This is a genomic window from Streptomyces sp. NPDC093544 (assembly GCF_040683495.1).
Classification (GTDB): Bacteria; Actinomycetota; Actinomycetes; order Streptomycetales; family Streptomycetaceae; genus Streptomyces.
The window spans coordinates 142,222-159,348 of record NZ_JBFBEA010000016.1 but is presented as its reverse complement, the minus strand read 5'-3'; the positions used below and the strand labels follow the sequence as shown (position 1 = coordinate 159,348).

General features: G+C 70.9%; 17 protein-coding genes. 12 read left to right on the top strand and 5 right to left on the bottom strand.

From position 1 onward, the window contains the following. The first annotated feature begins 433 nt into the window (after positions 1-433). Positions 434-1,216, top strand: coding sequence for a TSUP family transporter (locus AB0N66_RS24840; protein ID WP_365438895.1), 783 nt, complete (start codon positions 434-436; stop codon positions 1,214-1,216). Positions 1,217-1,234: 18 nt separating this feature from the next. Here AB0N66_RS24840 and AB0N66_RS24835 read toward each other — a convergent pair whose 3' ends face one another. Together AB0N66_RS24835 and AB0N66_RS24830 are read right to left on the bottom strand one after the other, a co-directional pair. Beyond that, positions 1,235-1,861: a class F sortase gene (locus tag AB0N66_RS24835; protein ID WP_365438893.1), complete on the bottom strand. Its 627-nt coding sequence runs from the start codon at positions 1,859-1,861 to the stop codon at positions 1,235-1,237. Between the two features lie 250 nt (positions 1,862-2,111). Beyond that, positions 2,112-2,630 carry a hypothetical protein gene (locus tag AB0N66_RS24830; RefSeq protein ID WP_365438891.1) on the bottom strand — a complete coding sequence of 173 codons (519 nt, stop codon included), beginning with the start codon at positions 2,628-2,630 and terminating at the stop codon, positions 2,112-2,114. A 708-nt stretch (positions 2,631-3,338) separates the two neighbouring features. Between AB0N66_RS24830 and AB0N66_RS24825 the strand changes: the two genes are divergently transcribed. The 4 genes from AB0N66_RS24825 (at position 3,339) to AB0N66_RS24810 (ending at position 6,297) form a co-directional block, all read left to right on the top strand. Next, complete coding sequence (locus tag AB0N66_RS24825; RefSeq protein ID WP_365438889.1) at positions 3,339-4,304, top strand: GNAT family N-acetyltransferase; 966 nt, start codon at positions 3,339-3,341, stop codon at positions 4,302-4,304. A 55-nt stretch (positions 4,305-4,359) separates the two neighbouring features. After that, positions 4,360-5,034, top strand: a complete 675-nt coding sequence (locus AB0N66_RS24820) for an SUMF1/EgtB/PvdO family nonheme iron enzyme (RefSeq protein WP_365438887.1) — start codon at positions 4,360-4,362, stop codon at positions 5,032-5,034. Positions 5,035-5,144: 110 nt separating this feature from the next. Then, a complete protein-coding gene (locus tag AB0N66_RS24815) occupies positions 5,145-5,825 on the top strand; it encodes a hypothetical protein (protein WP_365439069.1) in 681 nt (226 codons plus the stop codon). Beyond that, a complete protein-coding gene (locus tag AB0N66_RS24810) occupies positions 5,725-6,297 on the top strand; it encodes a pentapeptide repeat-containing protein (RefSeq protein WP_365439060.1) in 573 nt (190 codons plus the stop codon). Before AB0N66_RS24815 ends, AB0N66_RS24810 begins: the two co-directional genes overlap by 101 nt. A 9-nt stretch (positions 6,298-6,306) precedes the next feature. On the opposite strand, the gene AB0N66_RS24805 is transcribed toward AB0N66_RS24810, so the two are convergent. Then, on the bottom strand, positions 6,307-7,584 hold the full coding sequence (locus AB0N66_RS24805; RefSeq protein WP_365438885.1) for an MFS transporter: 1,278 nt from the start codon (positions 7,582-7,584) through the stop codon (positions 6,307-6,309). Positions 7,585-7,627: 43 nt separating this feature from the next. Next, complete coding sequence (locus AB0N66_RS24800) at positions 7,628-8,671, bottom strand: ArsR family transcriptional regulator (protein ID WP_365438883.1); 1,044 nt, start codon at positions 8,669-8,671, stop codon at positions 7,628-7,630. Between the two features lie 71 nt (positions 8,672-8,742). Between AB0N66_RS24800 and AB0N66_RS24795 the strand changes: the two genes are divergently transcribed. From AB0N66_RS24795 to AB0N66_RS24780, 4 genes are all read left to right on the top strand, one after another. Beyond that, the gene (locus tag AB0N66_RS24795) at positions 8,743-9,657 is read left to right on the top strand and encodes an aldo/keto reductase (RefSeq protein ID WP_365438881.1); all 915 of its coding nucleotides are present in this window, start codon (positions 8,743-8,745) and stop codon (positions 9,655-9,657) included. A gap of 93 nt (positions 9,658-9,750) precedes the next feature. Then, a complete protein-coding gene (locus AB0N66_RS24790) occupies positions 9,751-11,016 on the top strand; it encodes a glycosyltransferase family 4 protein (RefSeq protein WP_365438879.1) in 1,266 nt (421 codons plus the stop codon). Further along, a complete protein-coding gene (locus tag AB0N66_RS24785) occupies positions 11,013-11,837 on the top strand; it encodes a transferase (RefSeq protein WP_365438877.1) in 825 nt (274 codons plus the stop codon). Before AB0N66_RS24790 ends, AB0N66_RS24785 begins: the two co-directional genes overlap by 4 nt. Before the next feature lie 175 nt (positions 11,838-12,012). Beyond that, positions 12,013-12,420 (top strand): gamma-glutamylcyclotransferase family protein, encoded by a 408-nt coding sequence (locus AB0N66_RS24780; protein WP_365438875.1) that lies wholly within the window; start codon positions 12,013-12,015, stop codon positions 12,418-12,420. 43 nt (positions 12,421-12,463) lie between these two features. Here AB0N66_RS24780 and AB0N66_RS24775 read toward each other — a convergent pair whose 3' ends face one another. Further along, on the bottom strand, positions 12,464-13,156 hold the full coding sequence (locus tag AB0N66_RS24775) for an ElyC/SanA/YdcF family protein (protein ID WP_365439058.1): 693 nt from the start codon (positions 13,154-13,156) through the stop codon (positions 12,464-12,466). A 345-nt stretch (positions 13,157-13,501) separates the two neighbouring features. Between AB0N66_RS24775 and AB0N66_RS24770 the strand changes: the two genes are divergently transcribed. The 3 genes from AB0N66_RS24770 (at position 13,502) to AB0N66_RS24760 (ending at position 17,117) form a co-directional block, all read left to right on the top strand. Further along, entirely contained in the window at positions 13,502-14,326 is an 825-nt protein-coding gene (locus AB0N66_RS24770) for a sirohydrochlorin chelatase (protein WP_365439056.1), read from the top strand. Between the two features lie 61 nt (positions 14,327-14,387). Then, positions 14,388-15,758: a deoxyguanosinetriphosphate triphosphohydrolase gene (locus AB0N66_RS24765; protein WP_365438873.1), complete on the top strand. Its 1,371-nt coding sequence runs from the start codon at positions 14,388-14,390 to the stop codon at positions 15,756-15,758. A 93-nt stretch (positions 15,759-15,851) separates the two neighbouring features. Next, positions 15,852-17,117: an FAD-dependent oxidoreductase gene (locus AB0N66_RS24760; protein ID WP_365438871.1), complete on the top strand. Its 1,266-nt coding sequence runs from the start codon at positions 15,852-15,854 to the stop codon at positions 17,115-17,117. Positions 17,118-17,127: the final 10 nt, after the last annotated feature.

Sequence of the window (17,127 nt, the reverse complement as noted above, 5' to 3'; positions counted from 1 at the left end):
GCAGATCCGGCCGTACGGCGGGCTCAATCTGCTGGACCTCAGAGGACCGAGCCGCAGGGCGGGCTCAGCCCGCCGGACCTCGGAAGCCCCGGCCGCATGGCGGGTTCAATCTGCCGGACCTCGGATGATCCGGTCGCATGGCGGGGTCAGCCTGCCGGACCTCGGACGACCGGGCCGTGCGGCGGGTCGAGTCTGCTGGACCGCAGCAGATCCGGCCGTACGGCGGGCTCAATCTGCTGGACCTCAGAGGACCGAGCCGCAGGGCGGGCTCAGCCCGCCGGACCTCGGAAGCCCCGGCCGTGCGGCGGGTTCAGTCTGCCGGACCTCGGATGATGCGGCCGCGCCGCGGCCCCACCCTGCCGAACCTCAGAAGTCCCTCAAGCTTCCCGGGACCCGTGGACGGCACATCTATCTCGTCCATAGGGTCGCGATCATGCCCGACATATCGCTGACCACGGTCGTTGTCCTCTGCCTCGCCGCGCTCGCGGCCGGCTGGATCGACGCGGTGGTCGGCGGCGGCGGGCTGCTTCTGCTCCCGGCGATGCTGCTCGGGCTGCCGGGCGGCACCTCGGCCGCGTACGCGCTGGGTACGAACAAGGCGGTGGCGATCGTCGGGACGACGGGCGCGGCGGTGACGTACGCGCGCAAGGCGCCGGTGGACGTGCGCATGGCCGTACGGATCGGGCTCGCGGCGCTGGCGGGTTCGACGGCTGGGGCGTTCGTCGCGGCGGGCCTGAGTACCGACGTGCTGAAGCCCGTGGTCATGGTCGTCCTGCTCGGCGTCGGAGCCTTCGTCATCTTCAAGCCCGCCTTCGGTAAGGCGCCCTCGACCGCCCCGGTCTCGCCGCGCCGCGTCGTCGCCGCAATCGGACTCGCGGGCCTGGGCATCGGCTTCTACGACGGGCTCATCGGCCCCGGCACGGGTACGTTCCTCGTGCTCGCCCTCACCGCGCTCCTCCACCTCGACCTGGTGACCGCCTCCGCCACCGCCAAGATCGTCAACTGCTGCACCAACGCCGGCGCTCTCGCGACCTTCGCCTGGAAGGGCACGGTGTTCTGGCAGCTGGCCGCGCTGATGGCCGTGTTCAACCTGGTGGGCGGGATGGTCGGGGCACACACCGCGCTCAAGAAGGGGAGCGGGTTCGTACGCGTCGTGCTGCTGACGGTGGTGTTCGCGCTGGTGACCAACATGGCGTACGAGCAGTGGATCGCGTGAGCGTGAACGTGAGCCGACTCAGCGGCTGCCCGTCAGATGGGCGAAGACGACCACGTTCCCCTGGTATCCCGTCGACTTCGAGTACCCGCCGCCGCAGGTGATGACGCGCAGCTCGGGGCGGTGTGCGGCGCCGTAGACCTTCTCGTCGGGGAAGTCGTCGGCGTCGTACACCTCGATGGCGTCGACGGTGAAGACGGCCGTACTGCTGTCGCGGCGCTCCACGTCGATGCGGCTGCCCTTCTTGAGGGCGCCGAGGTCGTAGAAGACGGCGGGACCCTCGGCGTTGTCGACATGTCCGGCGACGATGGCGGTGCCCGTCTCGCCGGGGGTGGTGCCCGCCTCGTACCAGCCGGCGAGGTTCTTCTTCGCGGCGGGCGGGACGTCCAGGCTGCCCTGCGGGGTGAGGCCGAGGCCCATCAGGGGGGCGTTCACGTGGATCGAGGGGATGCGGATGCGGTCGGGCGGGGAGTGGGGCAGCGCCCGCGCCGCGGGTGATCTCCCGGCCGGCTCCTTCGTGCCCGCCTGCGCGGCCGACGGCTGGGGCGGCGCGTGCGTCTCGGCGCCGCTGCGCAGCAGCCAGGCGCCGGAGCAGAGGGCGACCGTGGTGACGGAAGCTATCGCGATGTTGCTGACCCGGCGGCGCACGGGAGCCTCCTCTCGGGGTCCTCTCCAGGGGCTGGTGTCGGGGTTGGAACTCGGTAGGTGTCGGGGTTGGACCCCGGCTGGGGTGGGCGTTGGACCCCGGCTGGGGTGGGCTTTGGACCCCGGCTGGTGTCGGCGTTGGACCCCGGCAGGTGTCGGGGTTGGTCCCCTTCCCCTCCGGGCCGCGAGGGGCGTCGGGCCACGGAGGGGGAGGGGACTGCGGTACCGGTGAACGGACAGCGGAGGGTGTCCGTCAGATCCCGTCGCCTCTCGCCCGGCGATGCAGGAGCCAGGTACCGCCCGCGGCGGCGACGGCCAGGGCCGCCACTCCCGCCGTGGTCTGCACGGGGTCGGGGCCGAGTGCGCCGCCGACCCCCGTCTTCACATGTCCACGCGGATAGACCTGTTCGCGCGTGGAGGTCAGGGTCACCATCAGGTCGCCGGTGACCTGCCGGCCGCCGGGGCACTTCGCGACGATCTCGTACGTCCCCGGCTGCGCGCTCGGCGGTACCCGGAACTGCCCGATCGCGTCCTGCTCGTGCGCGCTGGGCGCCAGCGTGAACGTGCCCGCGCCCACCGCGCTGGCGTCGCCCGCCGCCGTGCCGTCCGCGCCGCACGCCGCCGTGTTCACCGTGACGTCACGGCCCGGTACGACGGTGGACGGATAGATCTCCAGGCCGCCCGAGTCCCCGCCGTACGCGGGCGCGGCGGCGAGTCCCGCGGCGGCGACGGCGAGCGCGGTACCGGTCACCAGACGGACTGTGCGTCGCATCGTTGCTTGCTCCTCCGAGGGGGCGCGGCCGGCGACACCCCCAAGTGTCGCTGCGTCGGTCGTGCCCCTGCCCTACCGAGGTAAGTGGCACATGGCCGGGCGCGCTTCTTGATGAAGCGTCAGAAATGAGTTGAACGGGTGTCAGACGAGGGGCCCGGAAGGGTTGGATCCAAGGCATTCCGGCAGGTCACCGGGGTGCGGGTGAGGCGCCGCGGAAAAGAACTCGAAGGGGGTGGGGCGGGGGTGTGAACGGGTGACCCGGGAGTGTCCGCCGCGCGCGCCGAGGGCCGGTGGTTGCCGTCCGTCGGGTGCCGCCCGTGCCGCCTATCGCGCCCGTGCTGTCTACGCCGCCCCTGATGGCGCCCTGACCTCGACAAAGGTTGAGGTGTGAGGTGTGGGGCTGTGAGCCATGAAGACAGCCACGGCAGATTCCACCGACACCACCCCCACTACCCCCGCCGACACCACCCCCACTACCCCCGCCGACACCACCCCCACTACCTCCGCCGCCGCCACTCCGGGCACTCCCGCCCTTCCCGTATCAGTCCCCCTTCGGGAGCTCGATCTTTCGGTACGGGTCGCGGTCGCCGTAGCCGGCAACCGCGAGGGTCGCTTCGTTCGTCGTCCTCGTGTCCGAGTACAACCACTCCTTCCCCGTGGGCCTGAAAATCCGTTGCGGGCCGGGTCCTGTCGCCGGACAGTGGGTCGATGACCACGTTCACCACTCAACCGCCCGGCCTGACCGTGCGTCCGGCGACGCTCGATGACGCCCCTGCGGTGTGTGCGCTGCTCAATGAGATCGACCTGCTGGAGATCGGCCGCGCAGACACCGAACTGTCGGAGATCCAGGCAGACTTGAAACATCCCGAGGTCGAGCTGGAGCGCGACTCCTGGCTGCTCTTCGAGGGCGAGCGCGAGGGCGCCCGGCTGATCGGCTACGGCCTACTGTGGGACGATTCCGGCGGCGAGCGGATCGATATCGACCACTACGTGCTGCCCGATCAGCCGCAGGGCGCCCAGTACTTGTTCGACCTGATGGAGGCCCGGGCGACGCAGCGAGCGGCCGCCAACGGGGCGGAGCGAGCGGTGGTGCACCTCCACCTCAACATCGACCCCACCCTGAACCTCGGCGAGCTGCGTGAGCGAGGCTGGCGCCCCGTCCGCCGCTACAACGTGATGGCACGTCACTTGTCAGGCACCGCAGACCGTTCGCCGAAGCCGCCGCCGGGAGTGACGCTGCGCCCATGCCAGGCCGAGCCGGACCGCCGACGTGCCCACGCACTGCTCCAGGAGTCCTTCGCCGACCACTTCGACTTCCAGCCCCGTACGTACGAACAGTGGTTGGAGGACATCGACGCCGAGCGTGCCGACTGGTCACTGACCTGGATCGCACACGTCCACGGCCTCGGGGACGCGGCGGTACTGCGAAGCCACAACGACCGCGCCTCGATGGCCTGGATCGGCAACCTCGGTGTCCTGCGCCAGGCCCGCGGCCAGGGCCTCGGCAGCTACCTCCTGCGCCACGCCTTCGGGCACTACGCGGCGTTGGGCCGCGACCGGATCGGCCTCGGCGTGGACACGGACAACAGCAGCGGCGCGCTCGCACTCTACGAACGCCACGGTATGAGCCTCGACTTCGCCGTTGATACGTGGGAGTTGATCCGCCCCGTCTGAAGAGCCGGTGCCATCGTCCGAGCCTGTGCCCGCGGGTCAGTAGGATCACCTGCCTATGGACGCGAGCACAGTGCACGAGACGATCGCCATCCCGCCGGGGGAGGTCGAGCTGTCGGACCGGCGTACGCAGCGCGTCTGGTCGGTCGAGCTCGCGCCGTACCGGATCGGGGCGTTCCCGGTGACGCGGGTGCTGTACGCGCAGATCACCGGCCTGCGGCCGAGCGCCGCCGATGAGGACCGCTTCCCCGTCGAGAGCGTCTCCTGGTGGGACGCCGTCCGGTTCTGCAACGCCCTGTCCCGGCGTGACGGCTTGGCGCCCGCCTATGAACTCCACGCCAACGGCGAGGACATCGAGTGGGACACCTCCGCCGACGGCTACCGACTGCCGACCGAAGCCGAGTGGGAACACGCCTGCCGTGCCGGTACGACCGGACCCCGTTACGGACCGCTCGACGAGATCGCCTGGTACCGCGACAACTCGCACGACCGTATCCACCACGTCGGCGGCAAGCATCCCAACCCGTGGGGCCTCCACGACATGCTCGGCAACGTCTGGGAGTGGTGCTGGGACACTTACGACCCCGAGGTCTACGGCACCTACCGGGTGCTGCGTGGCGGCGGCTGGTTCGACGAGCACTGGAGCTGCCGGTCCTCCGTACGACGCCGCAGCCACCCGACCTTCCAGGTCGACGACGTGGGGTTCCGCGTCGCGCGTTCCGTTGTGCGCTGACTCGCGGGATTCGTTGTCACGGACAGCCGCTTCACGGAGTCGGAGACGGACAGCCGCTCCATGGAGTACGTCTTGATCATCTCCTGGGTCGCGCCTAGGCTCCCGTTCCCATGGAGACGGATACGGGGGATCCGGACCGCGACCGGCTGGGCAGGCATCGTACGGCTGTGTTCCTCGTCGCCGGGGCGGCCGGACTGGCCCTCCTGGGTGCGGGATTCGTGTTCCTTCCGGGTGTGGTGGTCGACCATGATCTCGCCGGGGCGAGCGTCGACCCGAGGGACCGGCTGAGTGCGGTGAACGCCGTCCGTACGACGCTTCTGCAGGTCGTCGGCGGCCTTGTCGTGCTCTTCGGGGCGTTTGCCACGTGGCGGCAACTGCGGGTGAGCCAGGACGGGTTGCGTGCCACGCAGGAGGGTTACGTCACCGACCGGTTCACCCGGGCGGTCGACCAACTCGGCAGCGACAAGCTGGATGTGCGCATCGGCGGGCTGCACGCGCTGTGGCGGATCGCGGAGCAGTCGGCCCGGGACCGTGAGGCCATCATCTCGATCCAGGCCGCCTATCTCCGTACGCATCTGCCCTGGCCGCCCACCGGACCGGAGTCACCAGCGGCGGACGTATCCATCAACGACGTGGCCCCCCCTCGAAAACCGCGCCGCCGACGCCCAGGTGGCACTGACCGCGCTCGGCGTGCTGTGCCGGCACCGGGAGCAGTCCTGGGTCAACGTCGGCGCCACCGACCTGCGACGGGCAGATTGCGACGGGCTGTGGCTGCCCGAGGTGAACCTTGACCGTGCCTGCATGGAGGCGGCGGGCTTCTACCACGCCAATCTGACCCAGGCGTCCCTGGTCTCGGTGAACCTGCGGCACGCCGAGCTCAAGACGGCGATTCTCCGCCGGGCCCGCTGCGTGCTGGCCGACCTGCGGGGCGCGCGGATGGTCGAAGCCGACCTGCGCGACGCCGACTTCACCGAGGGCGATCTGCGCGCGGCGAATCTGCGCAAGGCCGATGCCCGGAGCGCCGTATTCCGCCGTGCCGACCTGCGCCTGGCCGACCTCCGTGGCACCGACCTGAGCACGGCCGACCTTGCCGAAACACGCCTGACGGGCGCCCTGGCCAGTGAACACACCCACTGGCCAACCGACTTCGACCACCTGGCCGCCGGCGTCATCGAAACCGAGGATCCCGGCCCCGAGCCCTCCCCGCTGCTCCAGCCGCCGGGGATGACGGGGCAGAAACCGCCGCTGCGATCCCTGCCGTGACCGGGAGGATCATGGGGCCAGTCCGGCGCTCGTACGGTCTCCGTCCAACGCCTTCGCAACAGCTGCCAGTTGGGCCTGTTGGACCTGCCCTGCGTGCTGTCGGCGCTCCGCCAGGCGGACGGCGAGTGGTGCCGCCAGGCCCGTGAGGGCGAACAGTGCTCCTACGACGTACCAGCCGGGGCGACCCCAGGTGATGCAGAGGGAGATGAGCAGGCCCGGACCGAGGGCTTCGGCCAGGCCGGCGCCCAGGCCGAAGACGCCCAGGTACTGGCCGGTGGCGTGCTCCGGGGCGAGGGCGAAGGAGACCTCGAAGCCCGCGGCGGAGTGCCACAGTTCGCCGATCGCGTGGACGACCACCGCGGACATGAGCAGCGCGACGGCAGCCCATGCCGGGATCCCCGCGGACAGTGAGATCAGTGAGCAGGAGGCGAGGAAGGCCACGCCTGAGCGACGGTAGGCGCTTCCGCCGGCCTTGGGGGAATCGATGCTGTGGCTGGCTCGTACCTGGAACGCGATGACGATGACGGTGTTGACGAGCATGGTGCCCGAGATGAGCCAGTTCGGGGCGCTGGTGGCCATGACCAGCCAGAGCGGCAGGGCCACGGTGAGCACCTTGAACTGGATGGCCATGACGCCGTCGAGGGCGGTGAGCAGGAGGTAGGGGCGGTCCCGTAGCGCGATCCAGCGTGGGCCGCCGTCGGCGGTGGCGGGGGTGGGCGCGACCGGGGGCAGGAAGACCAGGACGACCGCCGAGGCCGCGGTGGAGATCGCGATGCCGATGACGAGAAGCTGGTAGGCGGTGTGGGTGCCGACCTGGACGGCCCAGCCCGCCAGCAGGGCGCCGAGGGAGATGCCGACGTTGGTCACGGCGCGGAGATAGGAGCGGAACTGCTGCGGCCGGTCGCCGCCGTAGTGCCTGATGAGCGGACTGCGCGCGGCCACTCCGGCGGCCTGCGCCCCGGTGGCCGCGCAGACCGCCAGCACGAACGGCCAGAAACTGTCCGCCAGTACGAAGCAGGCCGTCGCCGCCGCCCGGACGACGAGCGTGGCCGCGTACACGCCGCGCGCCCCGTGGCTGTCCGCGAGGTGGCCCGCGCCGATGCCCAGCGCGAGCGAGACGAATCCGGCGATGCCGAGCCCCAGTCCGACCTGGGCCGCCGGAAGGTGAACCGCCTGGGTGAAGTACAGGACCCCGGCGGTCAGGTAGAGGCCGCTGCCGATGGTGTAGACGAAGTTCGAGGCGGCGATGACGCGCTGAGGCCCGGCATCCGGCAGCAAGTTGGGCATGACGTGGCTCCGCGTCCAGTCCAAGGTGCACGGTAAGGACCAGTCAAGCTTGTTGCATCTTACTTGCAATGGCAACCTGGTTGCGTGAGCTGTTGCCGGGACACTCGCCGGCTGCGAGGACGGATTCGGCGACGGAGGTGCGGGCGTAGAGCACGGAGCGGCCGACGCGATGGGCGCTGACCAGACCCGCGTCGCGCAGCGCGGTGAGGTTCTGGGAGACCCCGGCCGGCGAGAGCCCCGTACGGTGGGCCAACTCGGTGGTGGAGGCCGGAGTCTCCAGTTCGTTCAGCAGCATGGTCCGCGAGCGGCCGAGTACGGCGGCGACGGCGTCGGTCCCGGTGAGGGGCCGGGGTTCCCACAGCGCACCGACTCCACGCGCGGGGTAGGCCAGTTGGGGCGGCTCCGGTGGTGTCACCCGGGTGAGCGGGCCCGGTCCGGTGAAGGCAGAGGGGATCAGCAACAGCCCCGCGCCCGCGGTCTGCCGGGACAGGGTCCCCTGTCGGCGGGCGAGCCGTAGCGCGTTGTCGTCCCAACTCAACGACGGGTGAAGATCGTTGAAGAGGTGGCCCGTGCCGTGCTCGGCGACCTGCCGGGCGCGGTGGAAGATGTCGGCGTCGAGTACGGTCCGGATCCGTGCCCAGTAGGGGGCGAGCGCCAACTCCCAGTAGGTTTCGATCTCTTCCGCGATCCGGACCAGCCGGGCCCGCGGCTCGGCGTACAGGGTCCGCGACCGGGGACCGAGACGCCCCTGCTCGTGTCCCAGGCGGTCGAGTTCCCGGCGTACCCGGGAAGCGGGAGTGGCCAGGATCCCGGCCAACTCCACCGTCAGGGTGGGGGACGGGCCGGCGGGTGCCGGGTTGAGGAAGTCGGGCACGTAACCCGAGGGTGGGATCAGCTCGGCGAGCCAGCCCCGGTCGAGACCGGCGGCCGCCATCCGGGGCCGTACCTGCTCGGCCCAGGGCCGGTGCACGGGATGCGCAAAGCCGGAATTCAGCAGCTTGAAGCTGGTGCCGACCTCCCACATCGGCGAGACGGCGAACCGCATCTGTGCCAGATCACTCGCCGAGAATGCCAGCTCCTCCTGCATGACCACCCCAAGGATTCACACATGATTGAATCGATGGCGGTCAGCCTACCGAGGGGGAGAGCATCCCAGGCATGACCTCCTCTAAGACGATCAACGCGGCTGAATCGGGCTCCTGGAAGCTCGGCGGTGACCTGGAGATCAACCGGATCGGGTTCGGCGCGATGCGCCTGACACAGCAGGGCAAGGCGTTCGCGGCCGACGCCGCCCCGAGTGACCGTGACCGAGCAATCGGCGTGCTGCGCCGCGCTGTTGAGCTCGGCGTGAACCACATCGACACCGCCGCGTTCTACTTCTCACCGCTCCGCTCCGCCAACGAGCTGATCAACCAGGCGCTGGCCCCCTACCCGGACGGTCTCGTCATCACCACCAAGGTCGGGCCGGGCCGGGACCCATCGGGCGCTTGGCTGCCGCACGCCACCCCGGAGCAACTGCGCGGTCAGGTCGAGGAGAACCTCCGTCAGCTCGGCCGTGACCACCTCGACGTGGTGAACCTGCGCATCGTCGGCACCGGTTCGATCGCCGAACGATTCGGCGCACTTGCCGAGCTGCGGGACGCCGGGCTCATCCGCCACCTGGGCCTCTCCAATGTCCGCCCTGAACACCTCGACGAGGCCCAGGCCATTGCGCCGGTGGTCTGCGTGCAGAACCCGTACGGCATCGGCGTACGGCCCGATCACGACGAGTTGCTGCGTACCTGTGGCGAGCGGGGTGTCGCGTTCGTGCCGTTCTACGCGATCGCCGCCGCCGGGCGCGAGGCGGGCTCGCGCGGCACTGACAGCGACGAGGTGCTGGCCGTCGCGCGCGCCCATGGGGCGAGCCCCGCACAGATCCGGCTGGCATGGACGCTGTGCCGCGGGCCGCATGTGCTGGCCATCCCCGGTACCGGCAACCCGGACCACCTGGCCGCGAACGTCGCCGTCGGAGCACTGCGTCTCTCCGAGGACGAACTGGCCGTCCTGGAATCCCTCCACCAACGCGGGGCGTGAGCGTCACGGTCGGTCTCCGCTCCTGAACGGCGGCACGGTAAACAATGTGGTAACGGGGTGCAACCTTCAGCGGATTGATGGAGTCTTCCGATCATGAAGATCTCATTCCTGATCCACAATGCCTACGGAATCGGAGGCACGATCACCACCACCTTCAATCTGGCCCACGCCTTGGCCGAGCGGCACGACGTGGAGATCGTCTCCGTGCTGCGGCATCGCGAGCGCCCGAACTTCACCCCGGATCCGAGAGTGGCGCTGCGGGCGCTGGTGGACCTACGGCACGAGAAGGACCATCCGCTGCATGGGAGACCGGCCAAGGTGTTCCCCTCCGCCGAGTACCGGTACGACCAGTACAGCGAGCTGACCGACCAGCGGATCGGCGAGCACCTGGAGTCGATCGAAGCCGACGTGGTCATCGGCACCCGGCCGGGGATCAACGTCCATCTCGCGCTGGAGGCTCCGCGCCGCGTCGTACGCATCGGGCAGGAGCACCTCACCCTGGAGAACCATCCGCCGCGGCTGCGCACCGCACTGCGCCGGGCCTACCCGCGGCTCGATGCTCTCACCACGGTCACGAAGGCGGACGCCGCCGACTACCGGCGCAGAATGTTGCTGCCCGGGGTCCGGGTGGAGGCGCTCCCCAACAGCGTTCCCGACCCTGCGCTGGCGGCCGCGGACGGCACCGCGAAGGTGGTGGTCGCGGCGGGCCGGCTGGTGCCGGTGAAACGCTACGACCTGCTCATCGAGGCGTTCGCCCCGGTCGCGGCCGCATACCCGGACTGGCGGCTGCGCATCTACGGCAGGGGCGAGGAGTACGACCGGCTCCGGCGGCTCATCGAGGACCTCGGCCTGTGGGACAACGTGTTCCTGATGGGTGCGACGTCCCCCATGGAGGCGGAGTGGGTCAAGGGCTCCATCGGCGCGGCCGCGTCCAACTTCGAGCCGTTCGGCATGACGATCGTCGAGGCGATGCGCTGCGGGCTGCCGGTGGTGAGCACCGACTGCCCCTACGGGCCGGGCGAGATCATCGAGGACGGGGTCGACGGCAGGCTGGTGCCCGTGCACGACCGCGACGCCCTGAGCGCCGCGCTGCTGGAACTCGTCCGCGACGACGCGCTGCGCCGCCGTATGGGCCGTGCGGCCCTGGAGAACGGGCGCCGGTTCGCCCCGGGACCTGTGGTGGCGCAGGCCGAGCGGCTGTTCGACGAGGTGATCTCGGCCAGGGGGTCGGGGCGGCCGGTTGTGCCGGAACGCGGCCGACTGCGCCAGGTCCTGGCAGGCAAGAGTTTCGCCGCACGCGACGTTGCCTACACCGCGGCCAGCAGTGTGCTGCGCACGGTACGGAAGGGACAGCGATGAGCACGGCACACGCTCTGGAACTCCGCGCGGACTGCACGGTCGACGCGCACGGCCGGATCACCTTCGGTCTGCGGCTGGACTCGGACCTCCGTCCCCAACTACTGCTGCGGCTCCGTCCCAAGAAGGGGCAGCCGGAAAAGGTCGTTCACCTGATCGACCTGGAGGAGCCCGCCGAGGACGGCCGCCGACGCGCCGTCCTCGATCCGGAGCTCGCCCTCGCGGAGGGCCGGTGGGACGCGTATCTCCTGCCGGAGCCGGGTGAGGAGCGGCTGCGGCTGCGCCCGGGGCTGCGGGATCAGCGGACCCTCGTCGACGGGCACACCCGTGACCGGTCGTCGCCGGTCGCCGTCCGGATTCCGTACGCCACCAAGGACGGCTATCTCGCCGTACGGGCCTGGCTGCGGCCCGCCCACTCGGAGGCCGGCGCCATCGACGTCACGGACCGCTCGACGACGGTCGCGGCCCGGCTGCACGGTGCCTCCCTCGGGGAGGGAGCCGCCGTACTGCTGCGTCGGCGGGGCGAGGCCGGCGTCGTACAGACCCTCGAACCCCGCGCCGGGGGTGACGGCCGGGACTTCTCCTTCACCGTCGACCACCAGGAGTTGGCCGCTGCGGGCGGTACCGGTAACGGCATCTGGGACGTGTTCCTCCAGCCCGCCGCGGGAGCGCCACGAATCCGGGTCGGCCGCCTGCTCGATGATCTGGCGGACCGCAAGGAGATCTTCGTCTATCCGGCCGCCACCGTCGGCGACGTCACCCTGCGTCTCTACTACACGGTCGACAATGATCTCTCCGTGACGGTGACACGGACACCGTCCTGATGGTGACGCGGACACCGTCCTGATGGTGACGCGGACACCGTCCTGATGGTGACGCGGACACCGTCCTGATACAGGCCGTGTTCATCCACCGCCTCAGGTGCCTGGACGTCGCCCCGCCGGTCGTGCGGCCGGGGTGACCTCCGGGCCGCTGTCCCTCGGGAAGGGAGACGGACGCGTGAAGCACCCCTTCTTCGTCTACGGCACCCTGCGCCCCGGCGAGCACAACCACGACCTCTTCCTCCGGGGCCGTACGGCGTCCGAGGAGCCGGGACGGATGCGGGGGATCGTGCTGTACGAGGGCCCCGGCTACCCGTACGCCGTCGAGGAACCCGGGGGAGTGGTGAGCGGGGAAATCGTGGCCGCGCTTCCTTCGGCGTACGACGAACTGCTCGCCGTACTGGACCAGTTGGAGGAGTACGCGCCGGGCGACCCCCGCAACCTGTACGAGCGCGTCGTACGGGACGTGACGCGCGGGGACGGGACGACCGTGGGGCGGGCCTGGGTGTACGTGGCCGCCCCCGCCGTAGCCGCCCGGCTGCGGGCCGGCGGCAAGCTCATCGAGGGCGGCGACTGGCACGCCTGAACCGCGCCACCCTCAACCCCACCTCCACCCCCATCTCCACTCCCTAGCGCCCCGCCTCCAACGCCCGGGCCACCCCCGGCTCCTTGGGCCCCAGGAACCGCGGATCGGGCTGGAACACCGCGTCCAGCGCGGCCTTACCCGCCGCCAGGATCTCCCGTGCGCCCCCGTAGTACCAGGTCACGTCATGCTTGGCGTCGACCCCGACGCCGTACGACTCGACGCCTGCCTCCTGGCACAGCGCGACGGCGCGGCGGATGTGGAAGCCCTGGCTGATCAGCACGGCCCGGTCGACACCGAAGATCTTCTTGGCCCGCACGCAGGAGTCCCAGGTGTCGAAGCCCGCGTAGTCGCTCACGATGTGTCCGTCCGGTACACCGTGCTCGCTCAGATACGTCCTCATCGCGTCCGGTTCGTCGTAGTCCTCGCGGCTGTTGTCGCCGGTGACGAGGACGACCTCGACGCGCCCTGCCCGGTACAGCTCGGCCGCCGCGTCCAGGCGGTTGGCGAGGTACGGGGACGGCTCACCGTTCCACAGCCCGGCGCCGAAGACCACGGCCACCTCGGCGTGCGGGGCGTCCGCCGTCGTGCGCAGCCGGTCGCCCGTCACGACGTACATCCATGTCGACGGAAGCAGCGCCAGCACGCACACCAGCACGAACCCCTGTACGGCCCGCCGTTGCCCGGTACGGGTGCGTGGCAGGCGTGGCAGGCGTGGAAGACCCGGCATCCGCGGCATGCGCGGTCTGCCCAGCTTCGGCAGCTTCAGGTGGCGCATCGGACGGTCCCCTCCCCAGGTGGCCTCGACCAGGAGGACGCGTCGAACAGTGATCCGGTTCGTTTCCGTGGAGTGACCAGCTTCACTCGGGGCGCCGCAGGCGCAGGTCACGGCGGCTCACACACCTCGGCGCCCCGTAGTGATCCCCCGGAAAACACCCGTCATGCCCGCGCAACGGTGCGGCAACCTCGTACCGTCAGGATCGGCGCCATGACGCCGTCGAACCCCTCACACGACGAGTCCTCGCCCAGGCTCAGTGGCCCACGGCCGCTCTTCGGCGCCCACCTCGACAGTACGGCGCAACTCATGAACGCGATCACCAGCCAACTCGGCAGCCAGCTCAGCCGCGTCTCGCTCAACGGCGCACGCCGCCCCGCACCACCCGCGCTCGTCCTCGTCGCGCACGGCAGCCGCGACCCGCGCGCGCTGAGCACCGTACGCATCCTGATCGAGCGGGTCCGAGAACTCCGCCCCCACCTGTCCGTCCACCTCGGACACATCGAACAGAACGAGCCCCCGCTGCCCGACACGCTCGCGTCACTCAAGGACGGCCAGGGCGGCGAGGCAGTCCTCGTGCCTCTGCTCCTCAGCCGCGGCTACCACGTCAAGCGGGACATCCCCGAAGCCGCGGCCAGCGCCCCCGCGCCGCTCCGCACCCGCGTCGCCGCCCCGCTCGGCCCGCACCCCCTGCTCGTGGAGACGCTGTACGCGCGGCTCGTCGAGGCCGGCTGGCGGACGCCCATGAGTGACTCGGCGCGCCGCGCGAGCGGCATCGTCCTCGCCGCCGCCGGGTCCCGCGACCCCGACGCCATCGTCGACACCCGCCGCACCGCCCGCCTGCTCGCCGAGCGCCTGGGCGTTCCCGTCATCCCGGCGTACGCGTCCGCCGCCGCGCCCACCGTCCCCGTCGCTCTGCGCGCGATGGCCGCCCGTGGCCGCCACCGGATCGCCGTCGCCTCGTACTTCACCGCCCCCGGCCGCTTCGCCACCGAGTGCGCCGCGGCCGCCCCCTGGATCGCCGCCGAGCCCCTGGGCGACCACCCTGCGATGGCCCGCCTGGTCCTGCACCGCTACGACCAGGCCCTCGCGACCCCCGAGCCCGCCCCGGAACGCGCGCTGGCCACCGCCTGAAGCACAGTCCCGAGCGGACCGCCATGCCCCGTTTGTCACTGGCTGCGTTTACTGTCGGGGCATGGAAGGCACTGCACCGAAGACCGAAAGCACCTACCCGAAGGCATACGACGACCACGCCACGCCCGACGGACAGGAGGGGTACGCGTACGACGACACCTCCACCGAGCGCTGGGCGCTCGAGCCCGACAAACGTCCCGGCCGCACCGCCTTCCAGCGCGACCGCGCACGCGTACTGCACTCGGCCTCCCTGCGCCGCCTCGCGGGCAAGACCCAGGTCGTCACGCCCGGCACCAGCAGCCAGATCTGGGACGCCAGCCCCCGCACCCGCCTGACCCACTCCCTGGAGTGCGCCCAGGTCGGCCGCGAACTGGGCGCCGCCCTCGGCTGCGACCCCGACCTCGTCGAGGCGTCCTGCCTCTCCCACGACCTGGGCCATCCGCCCTTCGGGCACAACGGCGAACAGGCGCTCAACGAATTCGCCGAGGACTGCGGCGGTTTCGAGGGCAATGCCCAGTCACTGCGCCTGCTCACCCGCATCGAGCCGAAGCGCTTCGTCAGAAGCACCGACACCGGCGAACTCGTCAGCGTCGGCCTCAACCTCACCCGCGCCGCCCTCGACGCCGCCACCAAGTACCCCTGGCCGCGCGGCGCTCACCCGGCCGACCCGAAGTCGCGGAAGTTCGGGGTCTACGACGACGACCGGCCGGTCTTCGACTGGATCCGCGAGGGCGCTCCCGGCACCCGTACCTGCTTCGAGGCCCAGGTCATGGACTGGGCGGACGACGTGGCGTACTCGGTGCACGACGTCGAGGACGGGCTGCACGCGGGCCACATCGACCCCAACTGCCTGCACGCCGAGCCGGAACGGCAGGCGATCTTCGCGGTGGCCATCGGGCGGTACGTGCCCGCCGACACCGACCCCGAAGAGCTCGCCGAAGCCCTCGACCGGCTCCTGGACCAGGAGTGGTGGCCGCACGGGTACGACGGATCGGCCGTCGCGCAGGCCCGGCTGAAGGACGCGACGAGTCAGCTCATCGGGCGTTTCTGTCTCGCGGCGGAGGCCGCCACGCGCGCGAGGTACGGCACCGGGCGGCTCACGCGGTACGCCGCGGAGCTGGTCGTCCCACGCGCCGCACGGCACGAGTGCGCCGTCCTCAAGGCGGTCGCCGACCGGTACGTCATGCAGCGCGCCGAGCAGGAGCTGCTCCGCGCCGATCAGCGGATCGTCGTCGCCGAGCTGGCCCAGGCGCTCACCGACCGCGCCCCGGACGGCCTGGACCCGCAGTTCCGTGCCCTGTTCGACGAGGCCCCGGACGACAGGGCACGCAAGCGCGTGATCGTCGACCACATCGCCTCACTCACCGACGCCTCGGCGCGTTCCCTGCACCTCAGGCTCACCACGCGGTCCCATGGGGCCCGCAGAGGGTGACCCTGCGTGGCCGGATCGGGCCTCACCCTCTTCCCGCATCACGCTGCGTGCGGGACTCTGGCATATGGCGACATCCTTACGAGGAGGCATCAAGTGGTCGACGCGGATCAGACATTCGTCATCGTCGGAGGCGGCCTGGCCGGCGCGAAAGCGGCCGAGACGCTCCGAGCGGAGGGGTTCACCGGGCGGGTGATACTGATCTGTGACGAGCGCGACCACCCCTACGAACGCCCGCCGCTCTCCAAGGGCTACCTCCTCGGCAAGGAGGAGCGCGACAGCGTCTTCGTACACGAACCCGCCTGGTACGCGCGCAACGACATCGAGCTGCACCTCGGCCAGACCGTCGACGCGATCGACCGGAGCGCCAAGACCGTCCGCTTCGGCGACGACGGCACGCTCGTGCACTACGACAAGCTGCTCATCGCGACCGGCGCCGAACCCCGCCGGCTGGACGTCCCGGGCACGGATCTCACCGGCGTCCACCACCTGCGCCGCCTCGCCCACGCCGAACGCCTCAAGGGCGTCCTCACCGCGCTGGGCCGCGACAACGGACACATCGTGATCGCGGGTGCCGGCTGGATCGGCCTGGAGGTCGCGGCGGCGGCCCGGGAGTACGGCGCCGAGGTCACCGTCGTCGAACCGGAGGCGACCCCGCTGCACTCGGTCCTCGGCCCCGAGCTCGGCCAGATCTTCACCGAACTGCACCGCGAGCACGGCGTCCGTTTCCACTTCGGCGCCCGCCTCACCGAGATCGTCGGCCAGGACGGCCTGGTACTCGCGGCCCGCACCGACGACGGCGAGGAACACCCCGCGCACGACGTGCTCGCCGCGATCGGCGCGGCCCCCCGCACCGGCCTCGCCGAGGCCGCGGGCCTGGAGATCGCCGACCGCGCGCACGGCGGCGGCATCGCGGTCGACGAGCGGCTGCGCACCTCCGACCCCGACATCCACGCGGCCGGCGATGTCGCCTCCTTCCACCACACGCTCTTCGACACCCGGCTGCGCGTCGAGCACTGGGCCAACGCCCTCAACGGCGGCCCGGCGGCGGCCCGCGCGATGCTGGGCCGCGAGGTGACGTACGACCGTGTGCCCTATTTCTTCTCCGACCAGTACGACATCGGGCTGGAGTACTCGGGCTGGGCGCCCCCTGGGACGTACGACCAAGTGGTGATCCGTGGAGACGCGGGCAAGCGGGAGTTCATCGCCTTCTGGGTGAAGGAGGAACGGGTGCTGGCCGGGATGAACGTGAATGTGTGGGACGTCACGGAGCCGATCCAGCAGCTGATCCGATCCCGGGCCCAGGTGGACACCGAGGCGCTCGCCGACCCGCACGTTCCGCTGGACAGTCTGGTCCCGTGACCGACGGCGG

Excerpts from the sequence above, each read along its gene's own strand:
- AB0N66_RS24840 (WP_365438895.1), top strand. The coding sequence starts at position 434 with ATGCCCGACATATCGCTGACCACGGTCGTTGTCCTCTGCCTCGCCGCG.
- AB0N66_RS24830 (WP_365438891.1), bottom strand. The coding sequence starts at position 2,630 with ATGCGACGCACAGTCCGTCTGGTGACCGGTACCGCGCTCGCCGTCGCC.
- AB0N66_RS24825 (WP_365438889.1), top strand. The coding sequence starts at position 3,339 with ATGACCACGTTCACCACTCAACCGCCCGGCCTGACCGTGCGTCCGGCG.
- AB0N66_RS24820 (WP_365438887.1), top strand. The coding sequence starts at position 4,360 with ATGGACGCGAGCACAGTGCACGAGACGATCGCCATCCCGCCGGGGGAG.
- AB0N66_RS24815 (WP_365439069.1), top strand. The coding sequence starts at position 5,145 with ATGGAGACGGATACGGGGGATCCGGACCGCGACCGGCTGGGCAGGCAT.
- AB0N66_RS24805 (WP_365438885.1), bottom strand. The coding sequence starts at position 7,584 with ATGCCCAACTTGCTGCCGGATGCCGGGCCTCAGCGCGTCATCGCCGCC.
- AB0N66_RS24800 (WP_365438883.1), bottom strand. The coding sequence starts at position 8,671 with ATGCAGGAGGAGCTGGCATTCTCGGCGAGTGATCTGGCACAGATGCGG.
- AB0N66_RS24795 (WP_365438881.1), top strand. The coding sequence starts at position 8,743 with ATGACCTCCTCTAAGACGATCAACGCGGCTGAATCGGGCTCCTGGAAG.
- AB0N66_RS24790 (WP_365438879.1), top strand. The coding sequence starts at position 9,751 with ATGAAGATCTCATTCCTGATCCACAATGCCTACGGAATCGGAGGCACG.
- AB0N66_RS24785 (WP_365438877.1), top strand. The coding sequence starts at position 11,013 with ATGAGCACGGCACACGCTCTGGAACTCCGCGCGGACTGCACGGTCGAC.
- AB0N66_RS24775 (WP_365439058.1), bottom strand. The coding sequence starts at position 13,156 with ATGCCGCGGATGCCGGGTCTTCCACGCCTGCCACGCCTGCCACGCACC.
- AB0N66_RS24770 (WP_365439056.1), top strand. The coding sequence starts at position 13,502 with ATGAACGCGATCACCAGCCAACTCGGCAGCCAGCTCAGCCGCGTCTCG.
- AB0N66_RS24765 (WP_365438873.1), top strand. The coding sequence starts at position 14,388 with ATGGAAGGCACTGCACCGAAGACCGAAAGCACCTACCCGAAGGCATAC.